The 25,551-nt window shown below is 39.8% G+C and carries 26 protein-coding genes; 13 read left to right on the top strand and 13 right to left on the bottom strand.

The window, feature by feature from the left end; translation table 11 throughout:
• Positions 1–24: 24 nt before the first annotated feature.
• The 3 genes from BLQ18_RS06105 to BLQ18_RS06095 all read right to left on the bottom strand — a co-directional run bounded on the left by BLQ18_RS06105 (position 25) and on the right by BLQ18_RS06095 (position 4,257).
• Entirely contained in the window at positions 25–552 is a 528-nt protein-coding gene (locus tag BLQ18_RS06105) for an inorganic diphosphatase (RefSeq protein ID WP_090293496.1), read from the bottom strand.
• 76 nt (positions 553–628) lie between these two features.
• Positions 629–3,124: a DUF5686 and carboxypeptidase-like regulatory domain-containing protein gene (locus tag BLQ18_RS06100; RefSeq protein WP_090293495.1), complete on the bottom strand. Its 2,496-nt coding sequence runs from the start codon at positions 3,122–3,124 to the stop codon at positions 629–631.
• Between the two features lie 155 nt (positions 3,125–3,279).
• Positions 3,280–4,257 (bottom strand): pyruvate dehydrogenase complex E1 component subunit beta, encoded by a 978-nt coding sequence (locus BLQ18_RS06095; protein WP_090293494.1) that lies wholly within the window; start codon positions 4,255–4,257, stop codon positions 3,280–3,282.
• Positions 4,258–4,425: 168 nt separating this feature from the next.
• Between BLQ18_RS06095 and BLQ18_RS06090 the strand changes: the two genes are divergently transcribed.
• The 8 genes from BLQ18_RS06090 to BLQ18_RS06055 all read left to right on the top strand — a co-directional run bounded on the left by BLQ18_RS06090 (position 4,426) and on the right by BLQ18_RS06055 (position 11,687).
• Positions 4,426–5,172, top strand: coding sequence for an electron transfer flavoprotein subunit beta/FixA family protein (locus BLQ18_RS06090; protein WP_090293493.1), 747 nt, complete (start codon positions 4,426–4,428; stop codon positions 5,170–5,172).
• 14 nt (positions 5,173–5,186) lie between these two features.
• Positions 5,187–6,155: an electron transfer flavoprotein subunit alpha/FixB family protein gene (locus BLQ18_RS06085; protein WP_090293492.1), complete on the top strand. Its 969-nt coding sequence runs from the start codon at positions 5,187–5,189 to the stop codon at positions 6,153–6,155.
• 89 nt (positions 6,156–6,244) lie between these two features.
• A complete protein-coding gene (locus BLQ18_RS06080; RefSeq protein WP_090293491.1) occupies positions 6,245–6,874 on the top strand; it encodes a bifunctional nuclease family protein in 630 nt (209 codons plus the stop codon).
• 114 nt (positions 6,875–6,988) lie between these two features.
• Positions 6,989–8,341 carry a NupC/NupG family nucleoside CNT transporter gene (locus BLQ18_RS06075; protein ID WP_245668081.1) on the top strand — a complete coding sequence of 451 codons (1,353 nt, stop codon included), beginning with the start codon at positions 6,989–6,991 and terminating at the stop codon, positions 8,339–8,341.
• A gap of 348 nt (positions 8,342–8,689) precedes the next feature.
• Positions 8,690–9,514, top strand: a complete 825-nt coding sequence (locus BLQ18_RS06070; RefSeq protein WP_090293489.1) for a thymidylate synthase — start codon at positions 8,690–8,692, stop codon at positions 9,512–9,514.
• A gap of 10 nt (positions 9,515–9,524) precedes the next feature.
• Entirely contained in the window at positions 9,525–10,340 is an 816-nt protein-coding gene (locus tag BLQ18_RS06065; RefSeq protein WP_175443722.1) for an energy transducer TonB, read from the top strand.
• A 92-nt stretch (positions 10,341–10,432) separates the two neighbouring features.
• Positions 10,433–11,203, top strand: coding sequence for a hypothetical protein (locus tag BLQ18_RS06060; RefSeq protein ID WP_090293487.1), 771 nt, complete (start codon positions 10,433–10,435; stop codon positions 11,201–11,203).
• Between the two features lie 70 nt (positions 11,204–11,273).
• Positions 11,274–11,687: a Dabb family protein gene (locus BLQ18_RS06055; protein ID WP_090293486.1), complete on the top strand. Its 414-nt coding sequence runs from the start codon at positions 11,274–11,276 to the stop codon at positions 11,685–11,687.
• Between the two features lie 49 nt (positions 11,688–11,736).
• Here the strand turns inward: BLQ18_RS06055 and BLQ18_RS06050 are convergent, their stop codons facing one another.
• Both BLQ18_RS06050 and BLQ18_RS06045 read right to left on the bottom strand, forming a co-directional pair.
• The gene (locus tag BLQ18_RS06050; RefSeq protein WP_090293684.1) at positions 11,737–12,033 is read right to left on the bottom strand and encodes an isoamylase early set domain-containing protein; all 297 of its coding nucleotides are present in this window, start codon (positions 12,031–12,033) and stop codon (positions 11,737–11,739) included.
• 142 nt (positions 12,034–12,175) lie between these two features.
• Positions 12,176–13,270: an aminotransferase class V-fold PLP-dependent enzyme gene (locus BLQ18_RS06045; RefSeq protein ID WP_090293485.1), complete on the bottom strand. Its 1,095-nt coding sequence runs from the start codon at positions 13,268–13,270 to the stop codon at positions 12,176–12,178.
• A gap of 55 nt (positions 13,271–13,325) precedes the next feature.
• On the opposite strand from BLQ18_RS06045, the gene BLQ18_RS06040 reads away from it, so the two are divergent.
• Together BLQ18_RS06040 and BLQ18_RS06035 are read left to right on the top strand one after the other, a co-directional pair.
• Positions 13,326–13,715: a 2TM domain-containing protein gene (locus tag BLQ18_RS06040; protein WP_090293484.1), complete on the top strand. Its 390-nt coding sequence runs from the start codon at positions 13,326–13,328 to the stop codon at positions 13,713–13,715.
• Complete coding sequence (locus BLQ18_RS06035; protein WP_090293483.1) at positions 13,715–14,212, top strand: dihydrofolate reductase; 498 nt, start codon at positions 13,715–13,717, stop codon at positions 14,210–14,212. The genes BLQ18_RS06040 and BLQ18_RS06035 overlap by 1 nt, the downstream gene beginning before the upstream one ends.
• Here BLQ18_RS06035 and murI read toward each other — a convergent pair.
• From murI to BLQ18_RS05995, 8 genes are all read right to left on the bottom strand, one after another.
• On the bottom strand, positions 14,209–14,988 hold the full coding sequence (murI, locus tag BLQ18_RS06030) for a glutamate racemase (protein ID WP_090293482.1): 780 nt from the start codon (positions 14,986–14,988) through the stop codon (positions 14,209–14,211). The two genes, BLQ18_RS06035 and murI, sit on opposite strands and share 4 nt — an antisense overlap.
• An 87-nt stretch (positions 14,989–15,075) precedes the next feature.
• Positions 15,076–15,585 carry an OmpH/Skp family outer membrane protein gene (locus BLQ18_RS06025; RefSeq protein WP_090293481.1) on the bottom strand — a complete coding sequence of 170 codons (510 nt, stop codon included), beginning with the start codon at positions 15,583–15,585 and terminating at the stop codon, positions 15,076–15,078.
• Between the two features lie 49 nt (positions 15,586–15,634).
• On the bottom strand, positions 15,635–16,468 hold the full coding sequence (locus tag BLQ18_RS06020) for an OmpH/Skp family outer membrane protein (protein WP_090293480.1): 834 nt from the start codon (positions 16,466–16,468) through the stop codon (positions 15,635–15,637).
• Positions 16,469–16,566: 98 nt separating this feature from the next.
• Positions 16,567–19,236 (bottom strand): BamA/OMP85 family outer membrane protein, encoded by a 2,670-nt coding sequence (locus tag BLQ18_RS06015; RefSeq protein WP_090293479.1) that lies wholly within the window; start codon positions 19,234–19,236, stop codon positions 16,567–16,569.
• Positions 19,208–19,948: an isoprenyl transferase gene (locus BLQ18_RS06010; RefSeq protein ID WP_090293478.1), complete on the bottom strand. Its 741-nt coding sequence runs from the start codon at positions 19,946–19,948 to the stop codon at positions 19,208–19,210. Before BLQ18_RS06010 ends, BLQ18_RS06015 begins: the two co-directional genes overlap by 29 nt.
• 1 nt (position 19,949) lies before the next feature.
• On the bottom strand, positions 19,950–20,633 hold the full coding sequence (gene porG, locus BLQ18_RS06005) for a type IX secretion system protein PorG (protein ID WP_090293477.1): 684 nt from the start codon (positions 20,631–20,633) through the stop codon (positions 19,950–19,952).
• A 112-nt stretch (positions 20,634–20,745) separates the two neighbouring features.
• Positions 20,746–21,627: an NAD kinase gene (locus tag BLQ18_RS06000; RefSeq protein ID WP_090293476.1), complete on the bottom strand. Its 882-nt coding sequence runs from the start codon at positions 21,625–21,627 to the stop codon at positions 20,746–20,748.
• A gap of 1 nt (position 21,628) precedes the next feature.
• Positions 21,629–22,285 (bottom strand): CBS domain-containing protein, encoded by a 657-nt coding sequence (locus tag BLQ18_RS05995; protein WP_090293475.1) that lies wholly within the window; start codon positions 22,283–22,285, stop codon positions 21,629–21,631.
• An 86-nt stretch (positions 22,286–22,371) separates the two neighbouring features.
• Between BLQ18_RS05995 and BLQ18_RS05990 the strand changes: the two genes are divergently transcribed.
• The 3 genes from BLQ18_RS05990 to BLQ18_RS05980 all read left to right on the top strand — a co-directional run bounded on the left by BLQ18_RS05990 (position 22,372) and on the right by BLQ18_RS05980 (position 25,493).
• A complete protein-coding gene (locus BLQ18_RS05990; RefSeq protein WP_090293474.1) occupies positions 22,372–23,088 on the top strand; it encodes a pyridoxine 5'-phosphate synthase in 717 nt (238 codons plus the stop codon).
• Positions 23,088–23,858 carry an alpha/beta fold hydrolase gene (locus tag BLQ18_RS05985; protein ID WP_090293473.1) on the top strand — a complete coding sequence of 257 codons (771 nt, stop codon included), beginning with the start codon at positions 23,088–23,090 and terminating at the stop codon, positions 23,856–23,858. The genes BLQ18_RS05990 and BLQ18_RS05985 overlap by 1 nt, the downstream gene beginning before the upstream one ends.
• Before the next feature lie 135 nt (positions 23,859–23,993).
• Positions 23,994–25,493, top strand: coding sequence for an SGNH/GDSL hydrolase family protein (locus BLQ18_RS05980; protein WP_090293472.1), 1,500 nt, complete (start codon positions 23,994–23,996; stop codon positions 25,491–25,493).
• The last annotated feature ends 58 nt before the right edge of the window (positions 25,494–25,551 follow it).

The following is a 25,551-nucleotide window of genomic DNA, read 5'->3' as shown; positions in this document are numbered from 1 at the left end:
TTTTTAATGTTATTGTTATGTAATCTATATTGTGAAAGTCCTTTTCTTTTTGTGGTCGCTATCTTCATAACGCGCAACACATTCTTCATAGATTTTTACGGCTTCATTTACATCGCCCCAACCACCAACATCTACTTTCTTCTCTTCCAAATCTTTATATACTTGAAAGAAGTGTTCAATCTCTTTTAAACGGTGTGGGTTCAATTCGCTGATGTCGTCTCTTTTACTCCAGATAGGGTCAGAAACGGGTACACAAATGATTTTTTCATCTGGACCTTTTTCATCCGTCATGTGGAAAACACCTACGGGCTTCACTTCTATTACCACCATTGGGTAGGTTGGTTCGGTACTCAACACCAATACATCCAACGGATCTCCATCCAATGCTAATGTTTCTGGAATAAAACCATAATCTCCAGGATACATCATCGAGGAAAATAAGGTTCTATCGAATCGGATTTTGTTTAGGGTAAAGTCGTATTCGTACTTGTTTCGGCTACCTTTGGGAATTTCTACCAGTACATCAAAGGTTATACGTGGTTTTTTTGACATTTTAGAGATTTATTTATTTGACAAAAATAACTAGTACAACTGGAATAAGCCGAATAAATTGCTCATTTCATTGGAATTAAAAACTAAATCCGAAACTTCCTGTTACTCCAAATCGTCTTGCATCGGGATTCTCTAGGTAATTTCCTCTAAAATTGAAGTCAATCCTGAATATTTTAAAGATGTTGCCAACCCCAAAGGAATATTCCCAATACAATTTATCGGTGGGTGCCTGTAACGGAATATTGGTGGGTGCACTTAAAGCAATATTCTCTTCCGATAGCTCACCCCACGCACCTCGAACACCAATTATTTCCCTTAAATTAAGTTTGCGCAAAAAGGGAATTCTAGAAAACAACCTTCCATTAAAATTGTGTTCCAAGTGGACTGTTACATAGGTATCGGTCACGAATTCATAAAAATCCAAGTTGGGGAATACATTATATATGGTAAACAAAGTTTGGTTCCCTGGAATAACACTGAGCAAACTCAATGGAACTGCTCCGAAAGTCTTACCTGCCTCAATACTTGTCGTCAATCTCCCAAAACCACCAACTTGCCATGGTTGGGTATATGAAAATTGCAATTTTTTAAAATCGAAATCACTTTCCAAAAAGCCATCGATCCCGTGAGTGTACTTAATAAATATGGTACTGTAGTCATCATTGATATCGGAACGTTCCACTCCATAACCTATGGTTCGCTTTCCTGGAGTATAAATTAAGGTAGTGCTGATATCAAATTGTTTTACTTCAGAAGATATACCTGTTGGCAAAGTGGAATCCACATAATCCAAACTAAAGGCATCTGGCAATGCAGAACTTAATTCGCGATAGGAACTGCCAATATTCAATTTTACATTGGTAAAGGGCTCTATTTCTATATTAAAGGTTGACAGATTAATGTTGCTCAACCTATCATTTGTTCCAACGGTCACTAAAGATGAGGATGCTATACTCCTACCCATTACATCATTGGTGCTGGTCAAGCTCAATCCCAGTTGTTCAATATCACGCCGATTACCCCCAGAAATGATCAATCGGTTTTTTCGATCCAACAAGAACTTGCCTTGAAAGCCATGTTTGAATTTTTTATCATCAAAACCATAGGCCATATATCCTTCCAAGCGCCACATATCATTCTGGCCAAAATAGGTACGTGCGCCTCCCCGCAAACGAATCCCTTCCGCATCGTTAACACCAACCGAACTATAAATATCCCCAAGGTCAATGTTCCATTTATCGATTTCGATATAGCCCGAGCCCAAAATACTGACCAAATCGTAGTAAGTTCTGAACTTAGGAACTGTTTTTAAGGTATCGAGCAGATTAAAGATTCCTGCTTCATCATCATTGAGCTGTTCCAAACGTGCATTTTTCCAAAAGGCGCTGTCCTGCTCAAAAACCCGAGGGTCGTAGGGGTCAGAGACCGCTTTGTAAAAATCTTCAGTTCGTGGAATATTAAAATTGTAATTATCAAAAACTGTGGTTCGCTTGCCATATACCCCTTTGGATTCCTCTTTTTTGGTGAAACTGAAATCACTCAACATATAATCCCGTTTCAGCAAAAACACCGAATCATTGACCACGTCAAAATCCTGCTCAATATAGATATCCTTAACCCAATTGATGTTAGCACTTTTGGTGACCTGCATGTTAATCTTCTTGATGGCAAAGGTGGTATCGTTCACCCAAAAATCCCCCTTAAAGGTAAGCTCGTTTTTTCGCCTTGGGTAATAAATAATATTATAACACCATTTATTATCAATGAAGGTACTATCGGACAATACATAATTATAGACATCCACTCCTGTTTTAGAGAGTGGGCTGGTAAAACTCTTGTCGAAAAACTTGAGGTAATTGTTATAGATATTGTAGTCGGAATACAAGTCTTCCACAAATGCCGTTATGGCTTGATTTCCACTAAATCCTGAATTTTTATTCCCTAAAACATCCTCTTTTTCACGATCAAGATTATTATCCCCATAAACTTTGGAAAAGGTTTCATTCAAGAAAATGGGCAAATAAGTTTTTCCCGTGATTCTTGAAGTATCCAAATCCTCGAACATAAATTCCAACCCTTTAAACAGCTTGCTCTTGATCATGGCACTGTCAATGGTATTGAGGTCGAATTCTATTTTCTCGTATTTATCGTATTGATATTGGTCGAACATCCGAACCCCATTCTGACGTTTTTTAGCCCATATTTTTTTAAGAATTTCTATCGCAGGATTGTTCTTTTTGGATTGCTTTCCCGTGTAGACGACCACTTCTTGAAGTGCTTCGGCGGATTCGGCAAGTACAATTTCCAACCCATAATTTACCTTTTGGGTCAATTCAATCACCTTGGTCTCGTATCCGATAAATGAAATCTTGATGGCATCATAGGTTTCGTCTGACTCGAGATAAAAATGGCCATTATCATTAGTGATGGTTCCTTCGGATGAGTTAATAAAGATAATATTGGCAAAAGCCACTGGCATCCCAGAATCGTCAGTAACCATACCTTCCACCTTGGTTTGACCAAAAGCAGTGATACAAAAAAGAAAAAATAAGGGAAGAAGGAATTTTTTCATGAGCGGATATTAGGGACAAAACAAAACCTATTGGTTTTCTATCCTAACCTTAGTTCAAATTTGGATTAAATGAATTAGTTATCAAAAAATTGTTCCCAAAAAAAGCCCCATCAACTAAGTTGATAGGGCTAATATACCTTACAAATATGATTTTACTACTTATATAACACCTTTTTAACAGCCTTGATCACATCGTCAGCGTTTGGCAACCAATCGGCCAAAAGCACTGGCGAGTATGGTGCTGGGGTATCTGCAGTATTCAATTTTACGATAGGGGCATCCAAATAATCGAATGCTTTATCTTGTACATGATAGATAATTTCAGTCGCTACGTTACCAAATGGCCAAGCTTCTTCCAAAATCACCATTCTGTTGGTTTTCTTAACCGAATTCAAAATAGTAGCGTGGTCCATTGGACGAACAGTTCTCAAATCGATGATTTCACAACTGATTCCTTCTTTCTCCAATTCATCGGCAGCCTTGTAAGCTTCTTTTATGATTTTTCCGAAAGAAACAATGGTCACATCTGTACCTTCTCTTTTAATATCGGCCACACCCAATGGAATGGTGTATTCTCCTTCTGGTACCTCACCTTTATCACCGTACATCTGCTCAGACTCCATAAAAATCACAGGATCGTCATCACGAATGGCTGCTTTCAACAATCCTTTTGCATCGGCTGGGTTGGATGGCACCACTACTTTTAAACCTGGACAGTTTGCGTACCAGCTTTCAAAAGCTTGGGAGTGTGTCGCTGCCAACTGACCTGCAGATGCTGTTGGCCCTCTAAATACGATAGGGCAATTAAATTGACCTGCCGACATCTGACGGATTTTTGCAGCGTTGTTTATAATTTGATCAATTCCCACCAAGGAGAAGTTGAATGTCATAAATTCTATGATGGGTCTGTTTCCGTTCATAGCAGAACCTACACCGATTCCAGCAAAGCCTAACTCAGAAATTGGGGTATCCAGCACACGCTCCGGCCCAAATTCGTCCAACATTCCTTTTGAAGCTTTATAGGCACCGTTGTACTCGGCCACCTCTTCACCCATTAAATAAATGGAATCATCTCTGCGCATTTCTTCGGACATTGCCTCCGCAATGGCTTCCCTAAATTGTAATGTTTTCATTGAATCGTACTAAAATTAGTTGGTGTGCTTAAAAACGCAAGCAAAAATAGCAAAAAGTAGACGAACATTACCGTGCCTGAAACCAAAAAAAACAACAAAATTTATTATGCATGCATAATAAATTATCAATTTTATCTTTATATTTGAGCAGATAAACCTAAAGTATATATGAAGATTTTAGTTTGCATTAGCAACGTACCGGATACTACTTCCAAAATCAATTTTACGGAAGGCGACACCAAGTTTGACACAAACGGGGTGCAATTTGTGATTAATCCAAATGATGAATTTGGATTAACGCGAGCCATGTGGTTCAAAGAAAAACAAGGTGCAACGGTTCACGTGGCCACGGTAGGTGGTGCACAAACTGAACCTACCATAAGAAAAGCATTGGCTATTGGAGCCGATGAGGCCATTCGAGTGAATGCCGAACCCAAAGATGGTTTTTATGTAGCCCAACAATTGGCCGAAGTGGTGAAAAACGGTGGTTATGAACTTGTAATTGCTGGACGTGAATCCATTGATTACAACGGCGGGATGGTTCCTGGTATTCTTGCTACCCTTTTGGACATGAACTTTGTGAACATGTGCATTGGATTGGAAATTGATGGCACCACAGCTACAGCCATTCGCGAAATTGATGGCGGAAAAGAAAAATTAAGCACTTCCCTACCCTTGGTTATTGGAGGTCAAAAAGGATTGGTTGAAGAAAGTGACCTCAAAATTCCGAACATGAGAGGAATTATGATGGCACGTAAAAAAGCTTTGAATGTTGTGGAGCCTATTGATGCTTCCCAACCCACCCAAGACCAAAAATTTGATAAACCAGCTGCCAAAGGACCAGTTAAATTGGTAGATGCAGGCAACGTAGGAGAATTGGTCGAACTATTGCACAACGAAGCGAAAGTTATCTAAACAAGAAAAACATTATGTCAGTATTAGTATATACCGAATCCCTTAAGGGAAAATTCAAAAAAAATGCCTTTGAAGTGGCCTCTTACGCACATAAAGTGGCCCAAGATCTAGGCACAACGGTTACCGCTGTTGCTTTTAATGCAGAAGATGCTGCAGCATTGGGCACTTATGGAGTTTCAAAAGTTTTAAACGTATCCTATGATGCTCTATCTACTTTCAGTGCAAAAGCCTACGCAGATGTCTTGGCACAAGCGGTAAAAGCGGAAGATGCAAAAGTTGTCATTTTAAGTTCAACGGCAGATACCAAATATTTGGCTCCAATTTTGGCTGCTAAATTAGGCGCAGGATATGCCCCAAATGTTGTTGCTGCACCTGATAGCACATCACCTTTTGTGGTAAAAAGAACGGCTTTCAGTAATAAAGGCTTCGTACATACCGAAATCTCATCCGATATCAAAATCGTTGGAGTTTCTAACAATGCATATGGAGTTGTGGAAAATGCTGTTTCTGCATCCGTAGAAGATTTTAACCCATCTTTGACCGATGGCGATTTTGCCGTAAAATCGGTAGAAGTGGATAGAGTTGCAGGAAAAGTAACCATTGCCGATGCCGATATTGTTGTTTCTGGAGGTCGTGGCCTAAAAGGTCCTGAACACTGGGGCATGGTGGAAGAATTGGCCGATGTTTTGGGAGCTGCAACCGCTTGCTCCAAACCTGTTTCCGATTTAGGATGGCGTCCGCATAGCGAACACGTTGGTCAAACTGGAAAACCTGTAGCGAGTAATCTTTATATCGCCATTGGTATTTCAGGAGCGATTCAACATTTGGCAGGTGTGAGCGCCTCCAAAGTAAAAGTGGTGATCAACAACGACCCTGAGGCTCCATTCTTTAAAGCAGCAGATTACGGAATAGTCGGCGATGCCTTTGAGGTAGTGCCCGAACTCATCGAAAAATTAAAGGAATTTAAAGCCCAAAACGCTTAAATTTTGTTAATTTGCCCATTGCAAGGGGCTGTTCAGATAACTGGTTATGTCACTTATTTGAACAGCCTTTTTTGTTTTAGGAGGATAATATGAGCTTAGTACGATTAAAAATAAAGGGGATATCATACAGTCAAACACAAAATGGCGCGTATGCCCTTATTTTAAACGAAGTAGAGGGAGACCGAAAATTACCCATTGTTATTGGCGCTTTTGAAGCACAATCGATTGCCATTGCATTGGAAAAAGAGATAAAACCACCAAGACCTTTGACCCATGATTTGTTCAAAAATTTCGCGGATCGGTTTCAAATAGTGGTTAAGCAGGTCATCATTCATAAATTAGTAGACGGGGTGTTTTACTCCAGCATCATCTGCGAACGCGAAAATGTGGAGGAAATCATTGATGCAAGGACTAGCGACGCTATAGCTCTGGCCCTTCGTTTTGATGCTCCTATTTTTACATATAAAACCATTTTGGACAAGGCAGGCATCTTCTTAAAATTCTCTTCTAAAGAAAAAGAAGAAGATGACGATGACAGTATTGTAGTGGATGAAATTCTCCAAGAAGGAGAAACCGTGGAGATTGAATCTGGCGCCGAAGCCCAAGGGTATCGCGAGTTGTCGCTAGAGGAACTCCACAAAGAATTGGATAAGGCAGTAGCCAACGAAGACTACGAAAAGGCTGCCAAATTAAGGGACGAAATTTCCAAGCGCAAATAAACTTACATGGCGAAAAAGACCCAAAGTTTCCTGATACTTTTACTCATTTGTTCGGTCGCTTTCGGCCAAAGTTCCATACCCGCAGATTCCTTAAACGTTGCCATCGGTTCTACCATGGTCGAGGAAATCACCACGGCACAATCAACTGAAATTATTCCCAACCAAGGTTTTTCTTTAAGCACTTTATTGAGAGGAGCTTTGGGAATGGCGGTTTTGGTTTTGATTTCATTTTTGTTCAGTTCCAACCGAAAAGCCATTAATTGGAAAACTGTTGGAATCGGTCTTTCACTACAAGTATTGATTGCCATTGGGGTATTGAAAGTTTCCTTTGTGCAATATGCTTTCGAAAAAGTAGGTGCTGTATTTGTCAGCATTTTAGATTACACTCGAGCAGGAAGCCAATTCCTATTTGAAGGTTTGGTAGTGGATATGGACACTTTCGGATACATTTTCGCATTCCAAGTGCTGCCAACCATCGTATTTTTCTCTGCCTTGACCTCAGTACTCTATTATTTAGGGGTGATTCAAGTAGTCGTGAAATGGATGGCATGGTTGCTATCCAAATCCTTGGGCATATCTGGTGCTGAAAGTTTATCCGTTGCAGGAAATATCTTCTTGGGACAAACTGAAGCTCCTTTGCTCATCAAAGCCTATTTGGAAAAAATGAACCGTTCCGAAATCCTTTTGGTAATGATCGGTGGAATGGCCACCGTTGCTGGAGCCGTTTTGGCCGCTTACATTGGATTTTTAGGGGGTGACGACCCAGAACTTCGATTGGTTTTTGCCAAACACCTTTTGGCTGCGTCCGTAATGGCTGCTCCTGGTGCCATTGTTATTTCGAAAATACTTTACCCACAAACAGAAAAGGTAAACACCGACGTTTCTGTTTCTGCTGAAAAAATCGGAGCCAACATTTTGGATGCCATTGCCAACGGAACTACCGAAGGTTTAAAATTGGCCTTGAATGTGGGCGCCATGCTTTTGGTGTTCGTTGCATTCATTGCCATGATCAATGGAATCTTAGGTTGGGTTGGAGACCTGACCACATTCAACAGTTGGATTGCAGCCAACTCCCCCTATGAAAGCTTTTCCATTGAAGCCATATTGGGAACTATTTTTGCTCCACTTATGTGGTTAATCGGAGTTGCCAACGAGGATATTATGCTCATGGGTCAACTGCTAGGTATTAAATTGGCTGCAAGTGAGTTTGTCGGCTATATTCAGTTGGCGGATCTTAAAAATGTCGCCAGCGGAGTTCATTTTTCATACAACAAATCGGTAATCATGGCCACCTATATGCTTTGTGGCTTTGCCAACTTTGCTTCCATTGGAATCCAGATTGGCGGTATTGGTTCTTTGGCTCCTGGCCAGCGCAAAACCTTATCCGAATTCGGAATGAAAGCCGTTTTGGGTGGTTCTTTGGCCTCCTTGCTTTCTGCCACAATTGCTGGGATGATTTTAGGGTAAAGAGGTGAAATTATGGAGCGTCAGTTCGAGTTTTTTCCTTTGGAAAAAGTATCGAGAACAAGCTTTACATTATTGAAATTCTGACTCTCGATACAATTTTTATTCGTTCACACTCTAAAAATCACTCGAGTTGACGAATTTCAATTTACAATCGAAACTGGTTAATAAACTTTTCATAAGTCTTTAGATTTTCTATTTCAAAAAACTACGCTTTAAGGTAATTTCGATGGATTGATTTTTTGTCAGATTAGAGCTAGTATCCTGAGCGTAGCCGAAGGAGCAGTCGAGATGTCTTAGATTTCTCCTCATTCCATCGTTCGAAATGACTTTTAAAATGAACTAGACAGCATGAAACAATACCACGACCTTCTTACACATGTTTTGGAACACGGCAACCAAAAAGGCGACCGTACAGGAACAGGAACTTTAAGTGTTTTTGGATATCAAATGCGATTTGACCTTTCCGAGGGTTTCCCGATGGTGACTACCAAAAAACTGCACCTGAAATCCATTATCCATGAACTGTTGTGGTTTTTGAAAGGAGATACCAATATTGAATATCTTCAAGAAAATGGCGTACGCATTTGGAACGAGTGGGCCGATGAAAATGGTGATCTTGGTCCCGTGTACGGATACCAATGGCGTAATTGGAACGGTGATGAAATTGACCAGATTAAGGAAGTTATCGAATCCCTTAAAAACAATCCGAATAGCCGCAGAATGTTGGTTTCTGCATGGAACCCAAGTGTTTTACCCGATACTTCAGTTTCGTTTTCGGAAAATGTAGCCAATGGAAAAGCCGCCCTCCCTCCTTGCCATGCATTTTTCCAGTTTTATGTGGCCGATGGCAAACTTTCGTGCCAATTGTACCAACGCAGTGCAGACATCTTTTTAGGAGTTCCTTTTAATATAGCCTCCTATGCATTGTTCACCATGATGATGGCCCAAGTTTGCGGGTACCAGCCTGGGGATTTTATACACACCTTTGGTGATGCCCATATTTACAACAACCATATGGAGCAGGTAGAACTACAATTGAGTCGTGACCCTCGCCCTTTGCCTACCATGAAAATCAACCCAGAAGTAACAGATATTTTTGACTTTACTTTTGACGATTTTGAATTGTTGAACTATGACCCACATCCTCATATTAAGGGTATGGTTGCGGTGTAAAATCAATCACATGATTAGAGCTATATTCATAACCATAGCATTATTTAGTTTCAAAAGCATTTTTTCTCAAAGTGAGATCAATTATTTCCCTCAAGAAGAAATTATACTCACCGATTGTGCAAACAGCTCAAATAATAGCCAATGTGTTTATGAATATTTACAAAGTAAAGTAACAGCATTCCTAAATGACCCAAAGAAGGCAAAATATCTTCTTAAATATGAAAAGGACACATTACATATTGGTGCTCGGTTAATATTCGATCAAAATAATCAGGTTCTTGAGGATAAAAGTTACGCCACAATAAGAGACAAAAATCTAGGAAAAAAATACAATAAAGCACTTGAAGACCTATTTTACAATCTGAATATCAAAGAGATTATAAATAGGAAACCACAAGAATCCCTACACGAGTTTTCATATCAGTTTTTAATCACCAAAATGGAGGGTGAAACTGACATTGCTTCCATTGAAGTTGAAAAAGACTATACTGGTGGTGCCATTCATCAAATACCAAGATTTCCAGGTTGTGAAAGCTTAACTGAACAGGAGGCTCGCACCTGTTTTCAAGAGAAGATGCAAAATCACATCAAAACCCATTTCAATTACCCTAAAAAAGCTATTGAAAAAAGAATTTCGGGAACGGTCTATATCATTTTCACCATAAACAAATATGGTACTGTAGAAAATATAAGAATGCGCGGGGACACTATTTTGCAGGGAGAAGCCCTACGAATAGTCAATTTGTTACCAACATTTACACCTGCAACCGTAAATGGAGAACCAGTCAAAATTCCATACTCCATCCCTATGCACTTCCGCTTATAATTTCCATTTTGACTGCATTTTAAACCTCTACACCTTAATTTTCTCTAACTTGTACATAAGTAGAAGTTGTCCTGATTTTTAATTTACCGTTAATGGGAAGAGTACACCTATTCGAATTTGAAGACCAAAAATGGTTTCCGTCATTTTTACGGAACTACGGAACCGATTTTCTTCAGTTTTTATCGAATAAAACCAAAATGTACAAACCCATTATCCCCATCATTTTAAAAGGTTTGGAAAAAAGCGGCACAAATCAAATTGTTGATTTGGGTTCTGGTGGTGGTGGCGGACTGCTTTGGCTCAACTCGGAATTGAAAAAAGAAATTCCCGATTTAAAGATCACCCTTACCGACTTTTACCCCAACCTTCCAGCATATGAATACACCACAGCACAAGCAGACAATTTTGAATATGTTGCTTCCCCAATCGATGCTCGAAATGTACCCGAAAATTTAAAAGGGCTGCGCACCCAATTTTTGTCACTACATCATTTTAAACCTGAGGATGCCAAACGTATTTTGCAAAATGCCGTTGACGCGGATAGTCCAATTGCCATTTTTGAGGGGCAGGAAAGAAGTGTTCCGAGCATTTTGGCCATGATTTTTTCACCCATAAGTGTGTTGCTCACCACTCCATTCATCAGACCTTTCAAATTGAGTCGTATTATTTTCACCTATATTATACCAATTGTGCCCTTATTTGTTTTGTGGGATGGGGTTGTGTCATCCTTGCGAACCTATTCGATTAAAGAAATGGCAGCATTGGTCGACTCCCTATCTGAAAAAAATAAATTTGAATGGGAAATTGATAAGGTAAAATCGGGCCCAGGGGTTGTATTGTATCTTTTGGTGACCAAAAAGTAAATGTATTTAATTACCAGTATTTTGTGCTAATTTAGAGCCACACATTCCGTAACCTTTAAAGCACACAACCATGAAAACCGCACTAAGCACACTTTGTCTTATTTTATTTTTGGTAGGATTTAGTATTCCTACGCATCAACCGAATAGCACCAAGAACGTGAAAACAACCGAAGTCACAGCCAGTAAATTACGCCACGTAGTATTATTCAAATTCAAAGAAACATCTACCGAAGCCGATATTAAAAAAGTAGAAGAGGCTTTTAACGCTCTACCCTCAAAAATTGACTTGATCAAGGATTACGAATGGGGACTGAACAACAGTCCAGAAGGTCTGAACAAAGGGCTTACCCATTGTTATTTTTTAACTTTTGATAGCGAAGCGGATCGGGATGCTTATCTCCCACATCCAGACCATCAAGCTTTTGGAGCAGTCGCAGGTCCACATATCGCCGATGTTTTGGTAGTCGACTATTGGACGAAGTAAAAAAGAAATCCGCCACCGAGGCTTGGGGAACTCCCGATGGCGATTCTATTTAAAGTTCTAAAACGGCATTTTCCGTACCAGCATAATCGTTCCATTGGTAACGATCTGCTTCGGCTTCGTTGGTATAAGTGCCGTCAATTAAATATCTAAATTCGTAACTGTTTTCCACAGGTAAATCGAACGTACCTTTAAAGGTTCCGTTTTTCAGTTTCGTTAAGCTGCTCTTTTTAGGATTCCATTTATTGAAATCCCCTACTACAGCAACAGTCTTTGCCTCATCTGCAGGAACAGTGAATGTAACTTTGCAAACAGGCTTACTTTTTAAGTATTGTTTTTTAATTGCCATGGTACCAAATAATTTTAATTCCGATACAAAACAATGCATAAAACCATTTACTTACAATAAGTTAGCACCGATTTATCAAATTGATAAAATGCAGCTAACTTAAGGGTTACTTTTGCTAAATTTTTTTAATGAATTTTACCAATTATCCTTTTGAAGACCAACGCTTTAGAAGTGTTCCTATAACATCTATTTCCTCTTCGGTATTGTAAAAATGAAAGCTTAATCGAATACCCCCACCACGAAGCGAAGCCACCACATCTTCGGCTGTCAATTTGTTAAAGAGTTTCTCATCCCCTTTAATACTGAAGATGGTTGAATGTTCCTTTCTTTTAGTGATTGATGGCTCCAATAGCCCCAGTTCCGAGAAGGTTTCCATCCCTTTTTTGGACAATTTCTTTAATTGTGTCTGAATATGTTCCTGCCCAATTTCATCCAAAAATTCAAGGGCAAATTCCAAACTTCCAAAATTGAAGGAATCCAAATGACCTGGTTCTAAAAACTTACAGAAGGAAATATTATTACGTTGTGATGCATCGTTGTTTACTGATCCATTACCAATGCCTTTCAATTCAAACTGATCTTTGATTCCATCCTTAACCAGAAAAAATCCGTTACCATAACCAGCCAACAACCATTTGTAGGCACTGGCACCCAGAATATCGATTCCTGATTTTTCGAAGTTGAAAGGTTCCTGTCCACAATATTGGGTACCATCAGCAATGATCATCAGGTTGGGAAATTCTTTTTTAAGTTGTTTTAAAAATTCAAAATCAATTTTAACTCCATTCACCCATTGCACCAAACTCAAGACAAAAATGTCTATGTTTTCGGATTTCACCTTTTCATAAATATGATCCTCCATGTCTTCATCGATATCCACATAGGCGCGGTCAAAATTTCGGGTTTCGAATGGCCAGTTCACCGAAGGATAATCGTTGTTGAGCAACAAGACTTTTTTGTTTTTAGGCATTCCTTCCAACAACAAATTAAAGCCTAAACTAAAATTGGGCACCAAAGCCACATTTTCGGGTTTACAATGAAAAAACTTCCCTACCGCTTTTTTGATTTCGGGCATGTGGGCAAATCCCTTATTCTTCATATCACTTCCACCAATCAGATAGTCCAAATCGTGTCCTTGTCTCCACTCCATCAAATCTTCACTTAAAAGTCCTGCGGAAGCGGTATTGGCGTAGATACTTTGGTTAAGAACGGGGAATTTTTTTCTTAGGTGTTGCATTGCAAATGGCTTTGGATCGAATTACTTTATCTTTGTTGATAAAGATAGCCATTCCATGTTGTCATTCGGAAAAAAGAACAAACCCAAAATAGATTTGGAGCAGCATGAACTTTTGGAACATGCCCAAAAACGCATTGCCCAAAAGAAACGCTTGTTCACCCATTTCGTGATTTTTTTGATCGGTAGCATCTTTTTACTTCTGGCGAATAAAGTTTTAAAATACGGTGAAGCCCATGATTGGTCAGTTTGGATTATTCTAGTCTGGTTCTTTTTACTATGCCTACATACTTTTAATATTTTTGTGACCCAAAAATTTATGGGTAAGGATTGGGAACGCAAACAACGGGAACGATTGGTGGCACTTCAAAAGAAAAAAATAGCGGAGATCCAAAAAGAAATTGAAACGGATTTCCCCCTTTCCAAAATCAATAAAAAAAAAGAATAGTGAAGCAATTGATCATTATTGCCGCGGCAGGTGAAAACAATGCCCTGGGCAAGGACAATGACCTCGTTTGGCATCTTCCAGACGATTTTAAGCGGTTTAAGACCATAACTTCGGGCCATAAGATAATCATGGGTAGAAAGACATTGGAAAGCTTCCCAAAACCTCTTCCCAATCGCACACATATTGCCATTACCCGTGATACCGATTATACACCCAAATTTCCATGCACCATTGTTCATTCATTGGAAGCCGCGATTGATTTGGTGGAACCAAATGAGACTGCTTTTATTATTGGCGGAGGTGAGATTTACAAACAATCGATGGCGATTGCTACCTATATTGAATTAACGCGTGTTCATGAAACTTTTGAAGCGGATGCCTTTTTTCCAGAAATTGATCCAAAAAACTGGGAGTTGGTTAAGGAAGAACATCATCCAAAGGATGAAAAGCACAAATACGATTTTTCCTATTTGACCTACCGCAGGATACAGGATTAAAAATCTAAGTAAGAAATTTGTGCCGATGGGGAATTGACCAATTGCTCCAAAACTGCAACGTCTTTATTACTGTAAAAAATATGGGAAGGGGCGTTATTTTCTTGCGTCATCAAATTGTTTTGCTCCAAAACGGCCTTGGTCTGCCTAGCCACAGCCTCCCCTGAATCAATGATTGTTATGTTTGGGGGCAATAATTCTCTTAGTATAGGAATTAAATAAGGATAGTGGGTGCATCCCAACACCAAACAATCGATGTTTTGTTCCAGCATGGGTTCTAAAAATTGGTTGAGCAGAGTTTTCATTTCTTCAGATTTAATATCTCCTGATTCAATTAATTTAACCAATCCTTTTCCCTCTTGTTCCAGCACGGTAATTCCTTCTGCATAAAGTTTAGAGGTATTGGAAAACAAACTACTGGAAAGTGTGCCCTTGGTGGCCAATATGCCCACTTTTTTGGTCTGTGTTTGTAATGCTGCAGGTTTAATGGCAGGTTCTATTCCTATGAAGGGTACCTGAAAATGCTCCCGAAGATAATCGATGGCATTGGTGGTTGCGGTATTGCAGGCCACCACAATCAACTTACAACCTTGATTTAATAAAAATTCGGTATTCTTAATGCTGAGTTGGAGTATTTCTTCTTTGGATTTTTCTCCATAGGGTGCATTGGCACTATCGGCCAAATAAATGGTGCTTTCATGCGGAAGCATTTTTGCCACTTCTTTCCAAATGGAGGTTCCTCCTACCCCTGAATCAAAAACACCTATGGGTTTGACCATAATTAAAAATAGCTACTTTGAATTTTACCCACAAAAAAACCGCTTTTTGATGAAAAAGCGGTTTTTAGTTCTTTTAAAAAATCGGGATTAGAATCCTAATTCTTGTTTTACAGCTGACAAAAGGTCTGGACCTTTAGACACGATCAAGCTCAATCCTGGGCTAGCATCGATTACATAATCGTAACCTTGTGCCGCAGCAACTTTTTCGATGGCTGCTTTTGCTTTATCGGAAATAGGAGCAAACAATTCTTGCTGCTTTTTCTGCATTTCTTGCATGGCAGCTTGCTCAGCCTCTTGAATATTTTTTTCGAAACCTTGAAGTTCAACGGCTCTTTGTTCGTTTTCTTCTCTTGTTTTGGAAGTGGCTTCGTTTTGGTATTGTGTATATTTGTTTTGAAGCTCGGTCATTGAGCTTTGAATATCTGCACGGTAAGTTTCCTGCAACTTCTTCAATTCAGCTTGGGCAGCCTTCATCTCTGGCATATCTGTTAACAACTGCTGAACGTTGATATGTGCAATCTTGCTCTGAGCATTAACAAATCCAGTAGCCGCTACAAACAAAACTAGTGCTACCGCTATCCTTTTTACATTTTTCATGATTCTCTCTGTTACTATTTTGACTTTAAATTTAGTGGTCCAATATACTTTATCCTATTGAATCTTTCTGTTGTTCTTGCGCTTTTTTTCGCTCTTCCAATTTGGCTTTTCGATTGGCCTCGCGCTCTTCCAATAATTTTTTCCTTCTTTCTTCGTATGCTTTTTTGCGTTCTTCTCTTAAACGTAATTTTTCTGCTCTATCTGCTTCGGCCTGCTTTTCCCTTTCGGCTTGGGCTGTAGCAGCATTTTCTTGACGCTCTCTTAGGGCATCACTTATTTCCTCATCAGCTTCGGCCTCCTCGGCTTCAAACTGCTCCAATCTGCTTTGTTCCTCTTGTTTTCTGTTCGATGCGCTAACTTTTCTTGTTCGCCCTATCTCCCTTAACACCAAGTCACTGATATCGTGTCTTTTTTCGGAGTACAACATTACAACATCTGCCGATTTATCAAAAATAAAATCGTATCTTTTATTGCCTCCGATTTTCTGTACCTCGTTAAATACCTGGTCTTGGATTGGCTGAATTAACAGCTGCTTTTGCAATACCAAATCACCACGTGGTCCAAAACGGTCTTGTTGGTAATCCAACATTTCCTTTTCCAAGATTTGAATCTCTTCTTCGCGCTCCGCAATCAACTCGTCGGTAAGCAGCACTTTTTCGGCCATAAGGTCCTTTTTCATCTGCTCAACCACGCTTTGCTTCAGATCAATCTCTTGCTTCCACTTTTCAGCTTTTGCATTTAATTGCTCGGTGGCATCCCTATATTCCTCTACATTCTCGAGGATATATTCCATATCCACGTATCCGATACGTACTCCTCTTTGGGAAAACCCATAAAAGGATGTCATCAAAACAACTAAAACTAAAAGAACTTTTGAATTCATCTTTGATTCCGCATTTTACATAGAAAATATCGTGCCAAAATAATCAAATCCTTTTAAATGAGGTGTTTACGAATTATTAAGACACAATTTTCCATTGATTAAAACTGCTGCCCGATGATGAAGTGCGTTTGCCAGCCACTTGGTCCAACCGATGATGGTCTGGAATCTGTATCGAATCCGTAACCAAAATCAATCCCCAAGAGTCCGAATGCCGGCATAAAAATACGTAGCCCCACTCCGGCAGATCTTTTTAATTCAAACGGATTATAGTCTTTAAAATTGTTGTAAGCATTACCTGCCTCTAAAAAAGTTAGGGCATAAATGGATGCTGAAGGCTTCAACGTTAATGGATAACGCAGTTCCAAGGAGAATTTGTTGTAAATAGTTCCTCCGTCCTGTTCCAAATTATTGGTAATTGGGTTTCTACTATATGGGGTCAAGGACTGGTTTTCGTATCCACGCAATTGAACCACATCCCTACCATCCAAGGTAAAGTTTCCAAGTCCGTCACCACCTACATAAAAACGCTCGAATGGAACATCTCCAATATCGTGGTTGTAGGCACCCAAGAATCCAAATTCTGCATTGGTTCTCAATACCAATTTATCTACCAAAGTGGTGTACCAGTCTCCTTTAAACTTAATCTTGAAATATTCCAATAGTTTGAAACGCTCTTCTTCCATGCGCTCCAAGTCTTCTTGTAAACGAGCAAACTCCAATTGTCCTTCAGTTGAATCGTCACCTTGTAGATCGTACAATCTTTGGGTGGTCTCATCAATATCCTCCTTCAATTGTTTGTAGTCCTTTCCACTAAACAAAGAATATGGTGGGGTCATTTTTGCTGTTAGTTCAAAATTAGACCCAGTCATTGGGAAAATTCTACTTGGTCCTTGGGAACTTCTTGAAATACCTAATGTATAGCTTAAGGAGTTGGAGCTACCATTACCAAAGTTGAACAATCCACTGTTGTAATCGTTAAAGTCGTACAACTGATAACTTACGGCGTGCGAAATGGTGAAGAAATCATCTGGCCACTGTACCCTTTTCGCCAAACCGGCAGAAACTCCTGTTATGGCAAATCCTCTTGATCTATCTACATCCAACCTACCATTACTGTTATATCCTGTAGCAAATTGTTGCGTTCTGGATAAGGAAAGGTTAAACCTTACCGGCTTTTTACCTCCCAACCATGGTTCGGAGAAGTTTAAACTATACACCCTAAAGGTTCTACTGGCCTGTAAACGCAAAGCAAAAGTTTGACCATCTCCCATGGGCACAGGTTGGTAGGCTTCTTTATTGAAAATATTCTTTAAGGAGAAGTTGCTAAAGGAAAGTCCCAAGGTACCGATGAATCCACCACCACCAAAACCACCTTGCAGTTCAATTTGGCTGGAACCTGACTCTACTAGGCTATAGTTGATATCTACCGTACCTGCATTTGGATCTGGGTTTTGGATATCTGGAACAATTTGTTCTGCATCAAAAAAGCCCATTTGACCTAATTCGCGAATACTACGAACAATATTGGACTTGCTGTATTTTTGACCTGGACGTGTACGCAATTCCCTAAAAATTACGTGGTCGTTGGTCTTATCGTTTCCAGAAACAGTTACGTGATCCAAGAAAGTTTCCTTTCCTTCAATGATCCTGATTTCAAAATCGATAGTATCGTTAACGGCAGAAACCTCAACTGGGTTAATTGTTGAAAACAAATAACCGTTGTTTTGATATAGGTTGGTAATATCGTTTGCATCTGGATCACCTGCATCGGCCACCCTTTCTTTCAACAATACGCCATTATAAGTATCGCCTTTTTTAATTCCCATTACTTGGGCCAAAACTCTATCGGAATATACCGTGTTTCCCACGAAATCTATATCACCAAAATAGTATTTGTCTCCTTCCTCTACTGTGATGGATAGATCAATACTTTTCTCGTTCACTTTCACAAAGGTGTCGGTAATTACCCTTGCATCCCTATACCCTCTTTCGGCATATGTTTCCACCAATTTATCAAGGTCTTCTTGAAAATCAGCCTCTATATATTTGGATTTTTTCCAGAAACGGCCTGGCTTTCTTTTCTTGGTATTTTTCAGGGACTTGGCCAATCTTTTATTGGACAACTTTTCGTTTCCAATAAAATTGATTTTTCTAACTTTTACTTTATCACCCTTTTTAACATTGATTACCATGTTTTGGGTGTTGGTACCCGATGTATCGGCAACGGTAGCAATGTTGACGTTGGCATTAAGATACCCTTGTTTTTTGTACTTGTTCTGAAGAAAGTTCTTGGTGTTCGCAATTAAACTCTCGGTAATCTTCTTCCCCTTTTTAAGGTCGGTATCGTCAATAATGTCTTGAACCTTGCGTTTTTTAACCCCGTAAACGGTTACATTATTTAAGGTAGGACGCTCCAAGATGTTCAACTCCAAAAAGATTTGATCGCCTTCAATCTTGGTATAGTACATTTCTACATTGCTGAACAAATCAAGATTCCAGAGTTTTTTGATCACTGCACTGATTTCATCTCCTGGAACCCTTATAGGCTGCCCCACACGCAAACCCGTGTAGGTAACCACGGTCTGTTCGTTATAACTTTGTAGCCCTGTAACGGTAAGACCACCTAATATGTAGTCTTTTCCATCCTCAAAGTTGGTTTCTTGGGCAATTCCCGGAATGGAGAATAGCAGTAGGGGAATTAATATTTTAAGGTGGTTACGTAAAGAGTTTGCAATACCTTTAAGTGAGTTGTTCGCTTGTTTTTCCAAATCGTCGTTCTCTATTTTGGTAACTTAATATGGCTTCTACCAAATGATTTTCTCTAAAATCGGGCCAAAATACATCAATAAAATATAATTCAGCGTATGCAATCTGCCAAAGTAAAAAATTACTTATCCTACATTCGCCGCTTGTGCGTATAAGTAAGTCTACATCAGGCAAAAAGTGCGCGTAAAGATGTGTATTTATAACCGCTTCGTCAATATTTTCGGGTGAAATTATATTATTTTTAACTTTGACCGCAATCTCCTGAACTGCAGTTTTTATCTCTTCCCGCGACCCATAACTCAATGCAAGGGTCAACGTCATTCCGGTATTATTTTCCGTTTTGGACATTACCTCGGTAAGTTCTTGAAAGGCTTTTTCGGGAAGTGTATCTATTTTTCCAATGGCCCTTAACCTTATATTATGTTTGTTCAGGGTCTTTAATTCCTTTTTCAATGCCGTAACCAACAGCTTCATAAGGGTATCGATTTCTACCTTTGGGCGATTCCAGTTTTCGGTAGAGAAAGCATATAAGGTTAAAAAAGGAATTTGAAGCTTGGCACAGCTTTCTACGGTCTTGTTCACTGCATCCACACCGTTTTCGTGACCAAACATGCGAAGTTTTCCACGTTGTTTGGCCCAACGACCATTACCGTCCATGATTACGGCGATGTGTTTTGGCAATTTGTCTTTGTTAACGTCTTCTAGCGTGTACATTTTATTGAAAACAATCCTGGCAAGGTTTACGTCCAAAGGTATAAGTCAATGTTAAACCTGAAAAGACGTACCAGTCGTCGCTCAATATATTTCCGAATCGGAATTGCTCAAAATTGGAACCTTCAGGGTTACTCGCGTCCAAATTGTCCGTAAAAGTATATCTGGCCCCAATTTCGGCTCCAAGAATCAAAAATTGATTTAAACGATACTTAGCCCCAACCGTCATTGGAATTGCAAAACTACCTTCTTTTTGGTTAATATCCTGCACTTGAAGGGCATCAATATAATTAAAATCGTACCTAAAGTAGGTTATACCCGTATATAAGTAAGGTGTAAAGGCGGGTCCGAGCTTATGAAGATTGTATTCAACAAAGTTAATTTCGAGTCCTGCAGAGAATTCCAACACCGAATTATCGACCACATATCCACGTTGTCGCCTGGATTGCATGTGCGATTTGTTATCGTTTGCCGTAAAACTACCATAGGTTACACTACCTCTCCAAGCATATCGCTTTCCAGCATTCCATTTAAAGATCCCCCCAAAAGCAGGGCCAGTAGGCAACAGGTAATTTGTTCTTCCCACATCACCGATCATGTTTACACCTCCTGCAAACACACCAATCTCATAGGTTTGGGCACTAACCTTGATCACACAGCACAGCAAAACTGCTAAAATTATCCGCATTTTATCCACTAAATTTCAGTAATTAAGAGTAAAGGAAGGTCAATAAACACTGATTTATGATTGTACTCTTTTGTTAAACAGATTTTCGCCTCTTTTATTGTTTTTAATATGCTCAATTGCGTCGGTCTTCGCCCCAAAGCAATTTATTGCGTAGTGTTTTTAAAAAGCTTTCGGATTTATATTCTATCATTTTAATGGTGAAATCGGATTTTTTGATTCTGATTTCCTTGCCATTGGGAATATCCGTGATTCTCGAATCCAAAGAAACCAAATGCGTTTGCTCCCTACCCGACACCTTAAGGCGAATTTTGGTATTGTCAGAAATAACCAACGGACGGGCATTTAAATTATGTGGAGCGATGGGCGTCAATACCAACGATTTTGCCGTTGGCTCAATCACAGGTCCACCACAGCTCAAGGAATAGCCAGTAGATCCAGTTGGCGTAGAAACAATAAGTCCATCGGACCAATATGCGGTTAAATATTCATCGTTCAACCAAGTTTCTACGGTAATCATGGAAGTGGTATCCTTTCGGCTCACGGTAATCTCATTCAAGGCAAAATTGAGTCCATTAAACTCATCCGTATCCGAATTCAAGTCCACTTCCACCAAGCTACGTTGCTCAATGGTATAATGTCCAGCCACAAACTCCGTGACCAGTTTACGTACATTTTCCTTTTTAAAGGTGGATAAAAACCCTAGCCTTCCCGTATTCACCCCAACGATGGGAATCCCCAAATCCTTCACATAGGTAACGGCACGCAACATGGTTCCGTCGCCCCCAAAGCTTACGAACATATCAAAAAAGCGGTCCAAACCTTTGGTTTGGTTAAACTCACCTTTAATATGTCCTTTAGAAAATTCGGAAATGTGTTTGTTAAAACCTTCTTCCACATAAATGGAGGCATTATGTTTTTTAAGCTCATCAATCAGCTCCTCCACACATTGCCTATCCCCTTCTTGAAAAGTTTGACCGTAAATGGCTACTTTCATACTATACGTTAAGATATTTCTCGAGGTAGTCGGAACGCTGCTTCAAATCTTCCAAAAACTGATCATCGCTATTACCGAACTCTATAGTGTAGTTGTATCGCCTAAAAGTCTGCGCCACCTCGTTCATATTCTGGGTTCCAATCTTTAGGGTAATCTGAACCATATCATTTTCTGCATTGGTAATAAATGCCCCTAACAAACGGGCGTTGTTACTTTCCACTATCTGGGCCATCTCACTAAACGAATAATCCTTCGCCCCAATGGATACCACTAGAATGGCACCTGGTTCTTTAAAAAATGGCGTATCTATAAATACATCCACAATATCATCCAGACTATAATAGCCCTGCACCATTTGGTCTTTGTCCAAAATTGGAAGCACATTGGCTTCATTTCTCGAGAACATTTCCAACACGTCCAACCAAGAGGTCTCCTTGGTCACAAAAAAATGTTCCAACTCATACCGAAAATCCTCAATGGTTTTTTCGGGTTCAAAACAAGCCAGGTCGTTTTCGGACAATAACCCCAAATAAGTTCCATTTTCGGTTACGGCCACATGCGAAGAAGTGGTCTCCTCAAAAAAAGCAATAACATCCTTCAAGGTTTCTGAAACCTCGAAAACAGGTACGGTATGGATAATTCTGTCGTGGATATACATATCACAGCTATTAGGTGCAAAATACTAATTATAAATGGCAAAAGGCATGCCGAATTCTTATTTTTGACAATCTAAAAAAGAAGTACATGACAAAGTTGAGTGTCAACATAAATAAGCTCGCCACATTGCGAAATTCTAGAGGCGGCAATGTCCCCAATTTAATTGAAGCCACAAAAGACATCGAATCTTTTGGTGCTCAAGGCATTACCATTCACCCTCGACCCGACGAACGACATATTCGTTACCAAGATGCCCGTGACCTAAAAAAGGTGGTGACCACTGAATTTAATATTGAGGGGAATCCAGTTCCAAAATTCATCGATTTGGTTTTGGAAGTGAAGCCTACCCAGGTAACCTTGGTGCCCGATGCCGAGGATGCCATTACTTCGAACGCAGGCTGGGATACTATAAAACACAAGGATTTTTTGGTTGATGTGATCAAAACCTTCAAAGAAAATGGTATCCGAACTTCCATTTTTGTGGATCCTGATGTTGAGATGGTAAAAGGCGCTGCAGAAACTGGCACCGATCGCATTGAATTGTACACGGAAAGCTTTGCTGATGAATTTGCCACAGGCAACAAAGAAGCAAGTGTAAAACTTTTTACCGAGGCTGCCGAAATGGCACACCAACTTGGGTTAGGAATCAATGCGGGGCACGACTTAAGCTTGGACAATATCAAATTCTTTAAGGAGCACATTCCAAACCTTTTAGAGGTTTCCATTGGTCACGCATTGATCTGCGAGTCGCTTTATATGGGATTGGAAAATGTGATCAACATGTATTTACACCGCTTAAAATAATGGAGTTATTACATTCAAAAATACTGGGAGAAGGCAAACCTTTTATCATTCTACATGGCTTTTTGGGCATGTCGGACAATTGGAAAACCTTGGGTTCTCAATATGCCGAAAATGGTTTTCAAGTTCATTTGGTGGATCAACGCAACCATGGTAAAAGTTTTCATTCTCCAGATTTCGATTACGAACTCCTCAGTCAAGATGCCATTAATTATATGGATCACCACGGAATTGATTCTGCTTATGTGCTTGGTCATTCCATGGGTGGAAAAACGGCGATGCAGTTGGCTACTTCTCATCCAGAAAGAGTAGAAAAATTAATTGTGGCGGACATTGCACCCAAGTTTTACCCACCACATCACGATTTTATATTCAATGGTCTGTCCAAATTAAATTTTGATGAAATCTCCAATCGTCGTGAAGCAGATGAAGAACTTGCCAAACATATTCAGGACATGGGCATTAGAATGTTTTTGCTCAAAAACCTGTATTGGGTAGAGCAAGGAAAGCTTGGTTTTCGATTCAATTTTGATGTTTTAAAAGACAAAATGAGCGAAATTGGAGAGAACATTGCCCCTACGGCCATTTATGAAGGCCCAACTTTGTTTTTGCGCGGTGATAGATCCGAATACATTATGCCCAACGACTATCCTGAATTAAAAAGACACTTCCCAAATTCAGAAATTGAGACCATTGACAAGGCAAGTCATTGGCTTCATGCAGAAAACCCAAAGCAGTTTTTCGAAAAGAGTTTAAGATTTCTGAATTCTTAAAATCACACCCTTTTTATTATGCATGCATAATTTTTTTACCCTTTTTATTGCCTGTATAACAAATTTAATATAGATTTGGTTCATTCTGAATTTACCATAAGATTAACTTATACAAACTCTAACTGCTTAATTGATATGAAAAAGTTTTATGCCCTACTTCCAATACTAGGCTTATTCTTGTTTGCATGTGAAGACGATACCCCCATAGTTGAAAATCCTGAACCAACACCAGAATATACTGCTGGCTCAGCGGATTTCACCAAATATGTGGCCGTAGGAAACTCACTAACCGCTGGATTTTCGGATAATGCCTTATTTATAGATGGGCAAACCGCATCCATGCCAAACATGTTGGCCAGTAATTTTGCATTGGTCGGTGGTGGCAATTTTGAAATTCCTTTTATGGCTGACAATCTCGGTGGGATGACCTTAGGAGGAACCCCTATTTCAGGAAACAGATTGTATTTGGCATTTGCAGCAGACGGCCCTGCTCCCACTCCTGTTTCGGGACAAGGTAGCACGGAAGTCTCCAATAAATTAAGTGGACCTTTCAATAATATGGGAATCCCAGGTGCCAAGAGTTACGAACTTTTGGCTGAAGGTTATGGTAGTGTAGCTGGCGTATCCATGGGATTGGCAAATCCTTATTTTGCACGTATTTCTTCGTCAGAATCTGCTTCCGTAATTGGAGATGCAGCCGCACAAGGCGCTACCTTCTTTTCTTTATGGGCAGGATCAAACGATATTTTATTATACGCCACTGGTGGGGGAACTGGAGTTGACCAAACTGGTAATTTAAACCCAGCCACCTATTCTAGAAGTGACATTACAGATCCAAATGTTTTCGCATCTGTGCTTAATGGTATTTTACAAACCATGACCGCAAATGGTGCTGAGGGGGTAATCGCAAACCTTCCCAATGTAACTGACGTTCCTTATTTCACCACCGTTCCTCACAATCCAATTCCGTTGGATGCAGCAACCGCAGCCTATTTAAATAGTGAGGCAGCTTACGGAGCTTATAATGCTGGATTGGCACAATTACAATTAGGAGGTTTTATCACCGAAGCTGAATTGGCCAAAAGAACCATTTCTTTTTCAGCTGGAGAGGGCAATGCCGTTGTAATTATAGATGAAGACCTAACTGATCTTACTGGTTTTAACCCTGCTTTGATCAACATGCGACAAGCCACAGCAGACGACCTTATGGTGTTAACCTCTAGTTCTTTTATTGGAACCTTGGCCGACCCTGCAAACCCAACCTCCATAAATGGAGTTGCAATTCCTTTGGCAGACAAGTGGGTATTAACACCTGAAGAGCAAACTATAGTTGAAAATGCATTGACGGCATACAATCAAACCATAGCTGCTTTGGCAACACAATATGACATTGCTTTTGTTGATGTCAATTCACTTTTAGCTGAACTTAATTCAGGAGGATTTCAACAAGCAGATGGTAGTGTTGTTACCGCTACTTTTGCCACAGGAGGTGGATTCTCTTTGGATGGTGTTCACCCAGCACCTAGAGGATATGCGATTTTGGCCAATGCATTTATTGAAGCCATCAACACAAAATACGGATCGAATTTGCCAGGAGTTAATCCTTTGGATTATACCGGACTATATATTAACTAAGCAAACATTAATTTTTTTATCTTAAAGGCACCGCAATGCGGTGCCTTTTTATGTTTAA

The organism is Flagellimonas zhangzhouensis (assembly GCF_900102925.1).
In the GTDB taxonomy this organism is placed as follows: domain Bacteria; phylum Bacteroidota; class Bacteroidia; order Flavobacteriales; family Flavobacteriaceae; genus Flagellimonas; species Flagellimonas zhangzhouensis.
The sequence above is the reverse complement of the archived record's forward strand: the minus strand, read 5'-3'. Positions and strand labels throughout refer to the sequence as shown.

Excerpts from the sequence above, each read along its gene's own strand:
- BLQ18_RS06105 (WP_090293496.1), bottom strand. The coding sequence starts at position 552 with ATGTCAAAAAAACCACGTATAACCTTTGATGTACTGGTAGAAATTCCC.
- BLQ18_RS06100 (WP_090293495.1), bottom strand. The coding sequence starts at position 3,124 with ATGAAAAAATTCCTTCTTCCCTTATTTTTTCTTTTTTGTATCACTGCT.
- BLQ18_RS06095 (WP_090293494.1), bottom strand. The coding sequence starts at position 4,257 with ATGAAAACATTACAATTTAGGGAAGCCATTGCGGAGGCAATGTCCGAA.
- BLQ18_RS06090 (WP_090293493.1), top strand. The coding sequence starts at position 4,426 with ATGAAGATTTTAGTTTGCATTAGCAACGTACCGGATACTACTTCCAAA.
- BLQ18_RS06085 (WP_090293492.1), top strand. The coding sequence starts at position 5,187 with ATGTCAGTATTAGTATATACCGAATCCCTTAAGGGAAAATTCAAAAAA.
- BLQ18_RS06080 (WP_090293491.1), top strand. The coding sequence starts at position 6,245 with ATGAGCTTAGTACGATTAAAAATAAAGGGGATATCATACAGTCAAACA.
- BLQ18_RS06075 (WP_245668081.1), top strand. The coding sequence starts at position 6,989 with ATGGTCGAGGAAATCACCACGGCACAATCAACTGAAATTATTCCCAAC.
- BLQ18_RS06070 (WP_090293489.1), top strand. The coding sequence starts at position 8,690 with ATGAAACAATACCACGACCTTCTTACACATGTTTTGGAACACGGCAAC.
- BLQ18_RS06065 (WP_175443722.1), top strand. The coding sequence starts at position 9,525 with ATGATTAGAGCTATATTCATAACCATAGCATTATTTAGTTTCAAAAGC.
- BLQ18_RS06060 (WP_090293487.1), top strand. The coding sequence starts at position 10,433 with ATGGGAAGAGTACACCTATTCGAATTTGAAGACCAAAAATGGTTTCCG.
- BLQ18_RS06055 (WP_090293486.1), top strand. The coding sequence starts at position 11,274 with ATGAAAACCGCACTAAGCACACTTTGTCTTATTTTATTTTTGGTAGGA.
- BLQ18_RS06050 (WP_090293684.1), bottom strand. The coding sequence starts at position 12,033 with ATGGCAATTAAAAAACAATACTTAAAAAGTAAGCCTGTTTGCAAAGTT.
- BLQ18_RS06045 (WP_090293485.1), bottom strand. The coding sequence starts at position 13,270 with ATGCAACACCTAAGAAAAAAATTCCCCGTTCTTAACCAAAGTATCTAC.
- BLQ18_RS06040 (WP_090293484.1), top strand. The coding sequence starts at position 13,326 with ATGTTGTCATTCGGAAAAAAGAACAAACCCAAAATAGATTTGGAGCAG.
- murI (WP_090293482.1), bottom strand. The coding sequence starts at position 14,988 with ATGGTCAAACCCATAGGTGTTTTTGATTCAGGGGTAGGAGGAACCTCC.
- BLQ18_RS06025 (WP_090293481.1), bottom strand. The coding sequence starts at position 15,585 with ATGAAAAATGTAAAAAGGATAGCGGTAGCACTAGTTTTGTTTGTAGCG.
- BLQ18_RS06020 (WP_090293480.1), bottom strand. The coding sequence starts at position 16,468 with ATGAATTCAAAAGTTCTTTTAGTTTTAGTTGTTTTGATGACATCCTTT.
- BLQ18_RS06010 (WP_090293478.1), bottom strand. The coding sequence starts at position 19,948 with ATGTACACGCTAGAAGACGTTAACAAAGACAAATTGCCAAAACACATC.
- porG (WP_090293477.1), bottom strand. The coding sequence starts at position 20,633 with ATGCGGATAATTTTAGCAGTTTTGCTGTGCTGTGTGATCAAGGTTAGT.
- BLQ18_RS06000 (WP_090293476.1), bottom strand. The coding sequence starts at position 21,627 with ATGAAAGTAGCCATTTACGGTCAAACTTTTCAAGAAGGGGATAGGCAA.
- BLQ18_RS05995 (WP_090293475.1), bottom strand. The coding sequence starts at position 22,285 with ATGTATATCCACGACAGAATTATCCATACCGTACCTGTTTTCGAGGTT.
- BLQ18_RS05990 (WP_090293474.1), top strand. The coding sequence starts at position 22,372 with ATGACAAAGTTGAGTGTCAACATAAATAAGCTCGCCACATTGCGAAAT.
- BLQ18_RS05985 (WP_090293473.1), top strand. The coding sequence starts at position 23,088 with ATGGAGTTATTACATTCAAAAATACTGGGAGAAGGCAAACCTTTTATC.
- BLQ18_RS05980 (WP_090293472.1), top strand. The coding sequence starts at position 23,994 with ATGAAAAAGTTTTATGCCCTACTTCCAATACTAGGCTTATTCTTGTTT.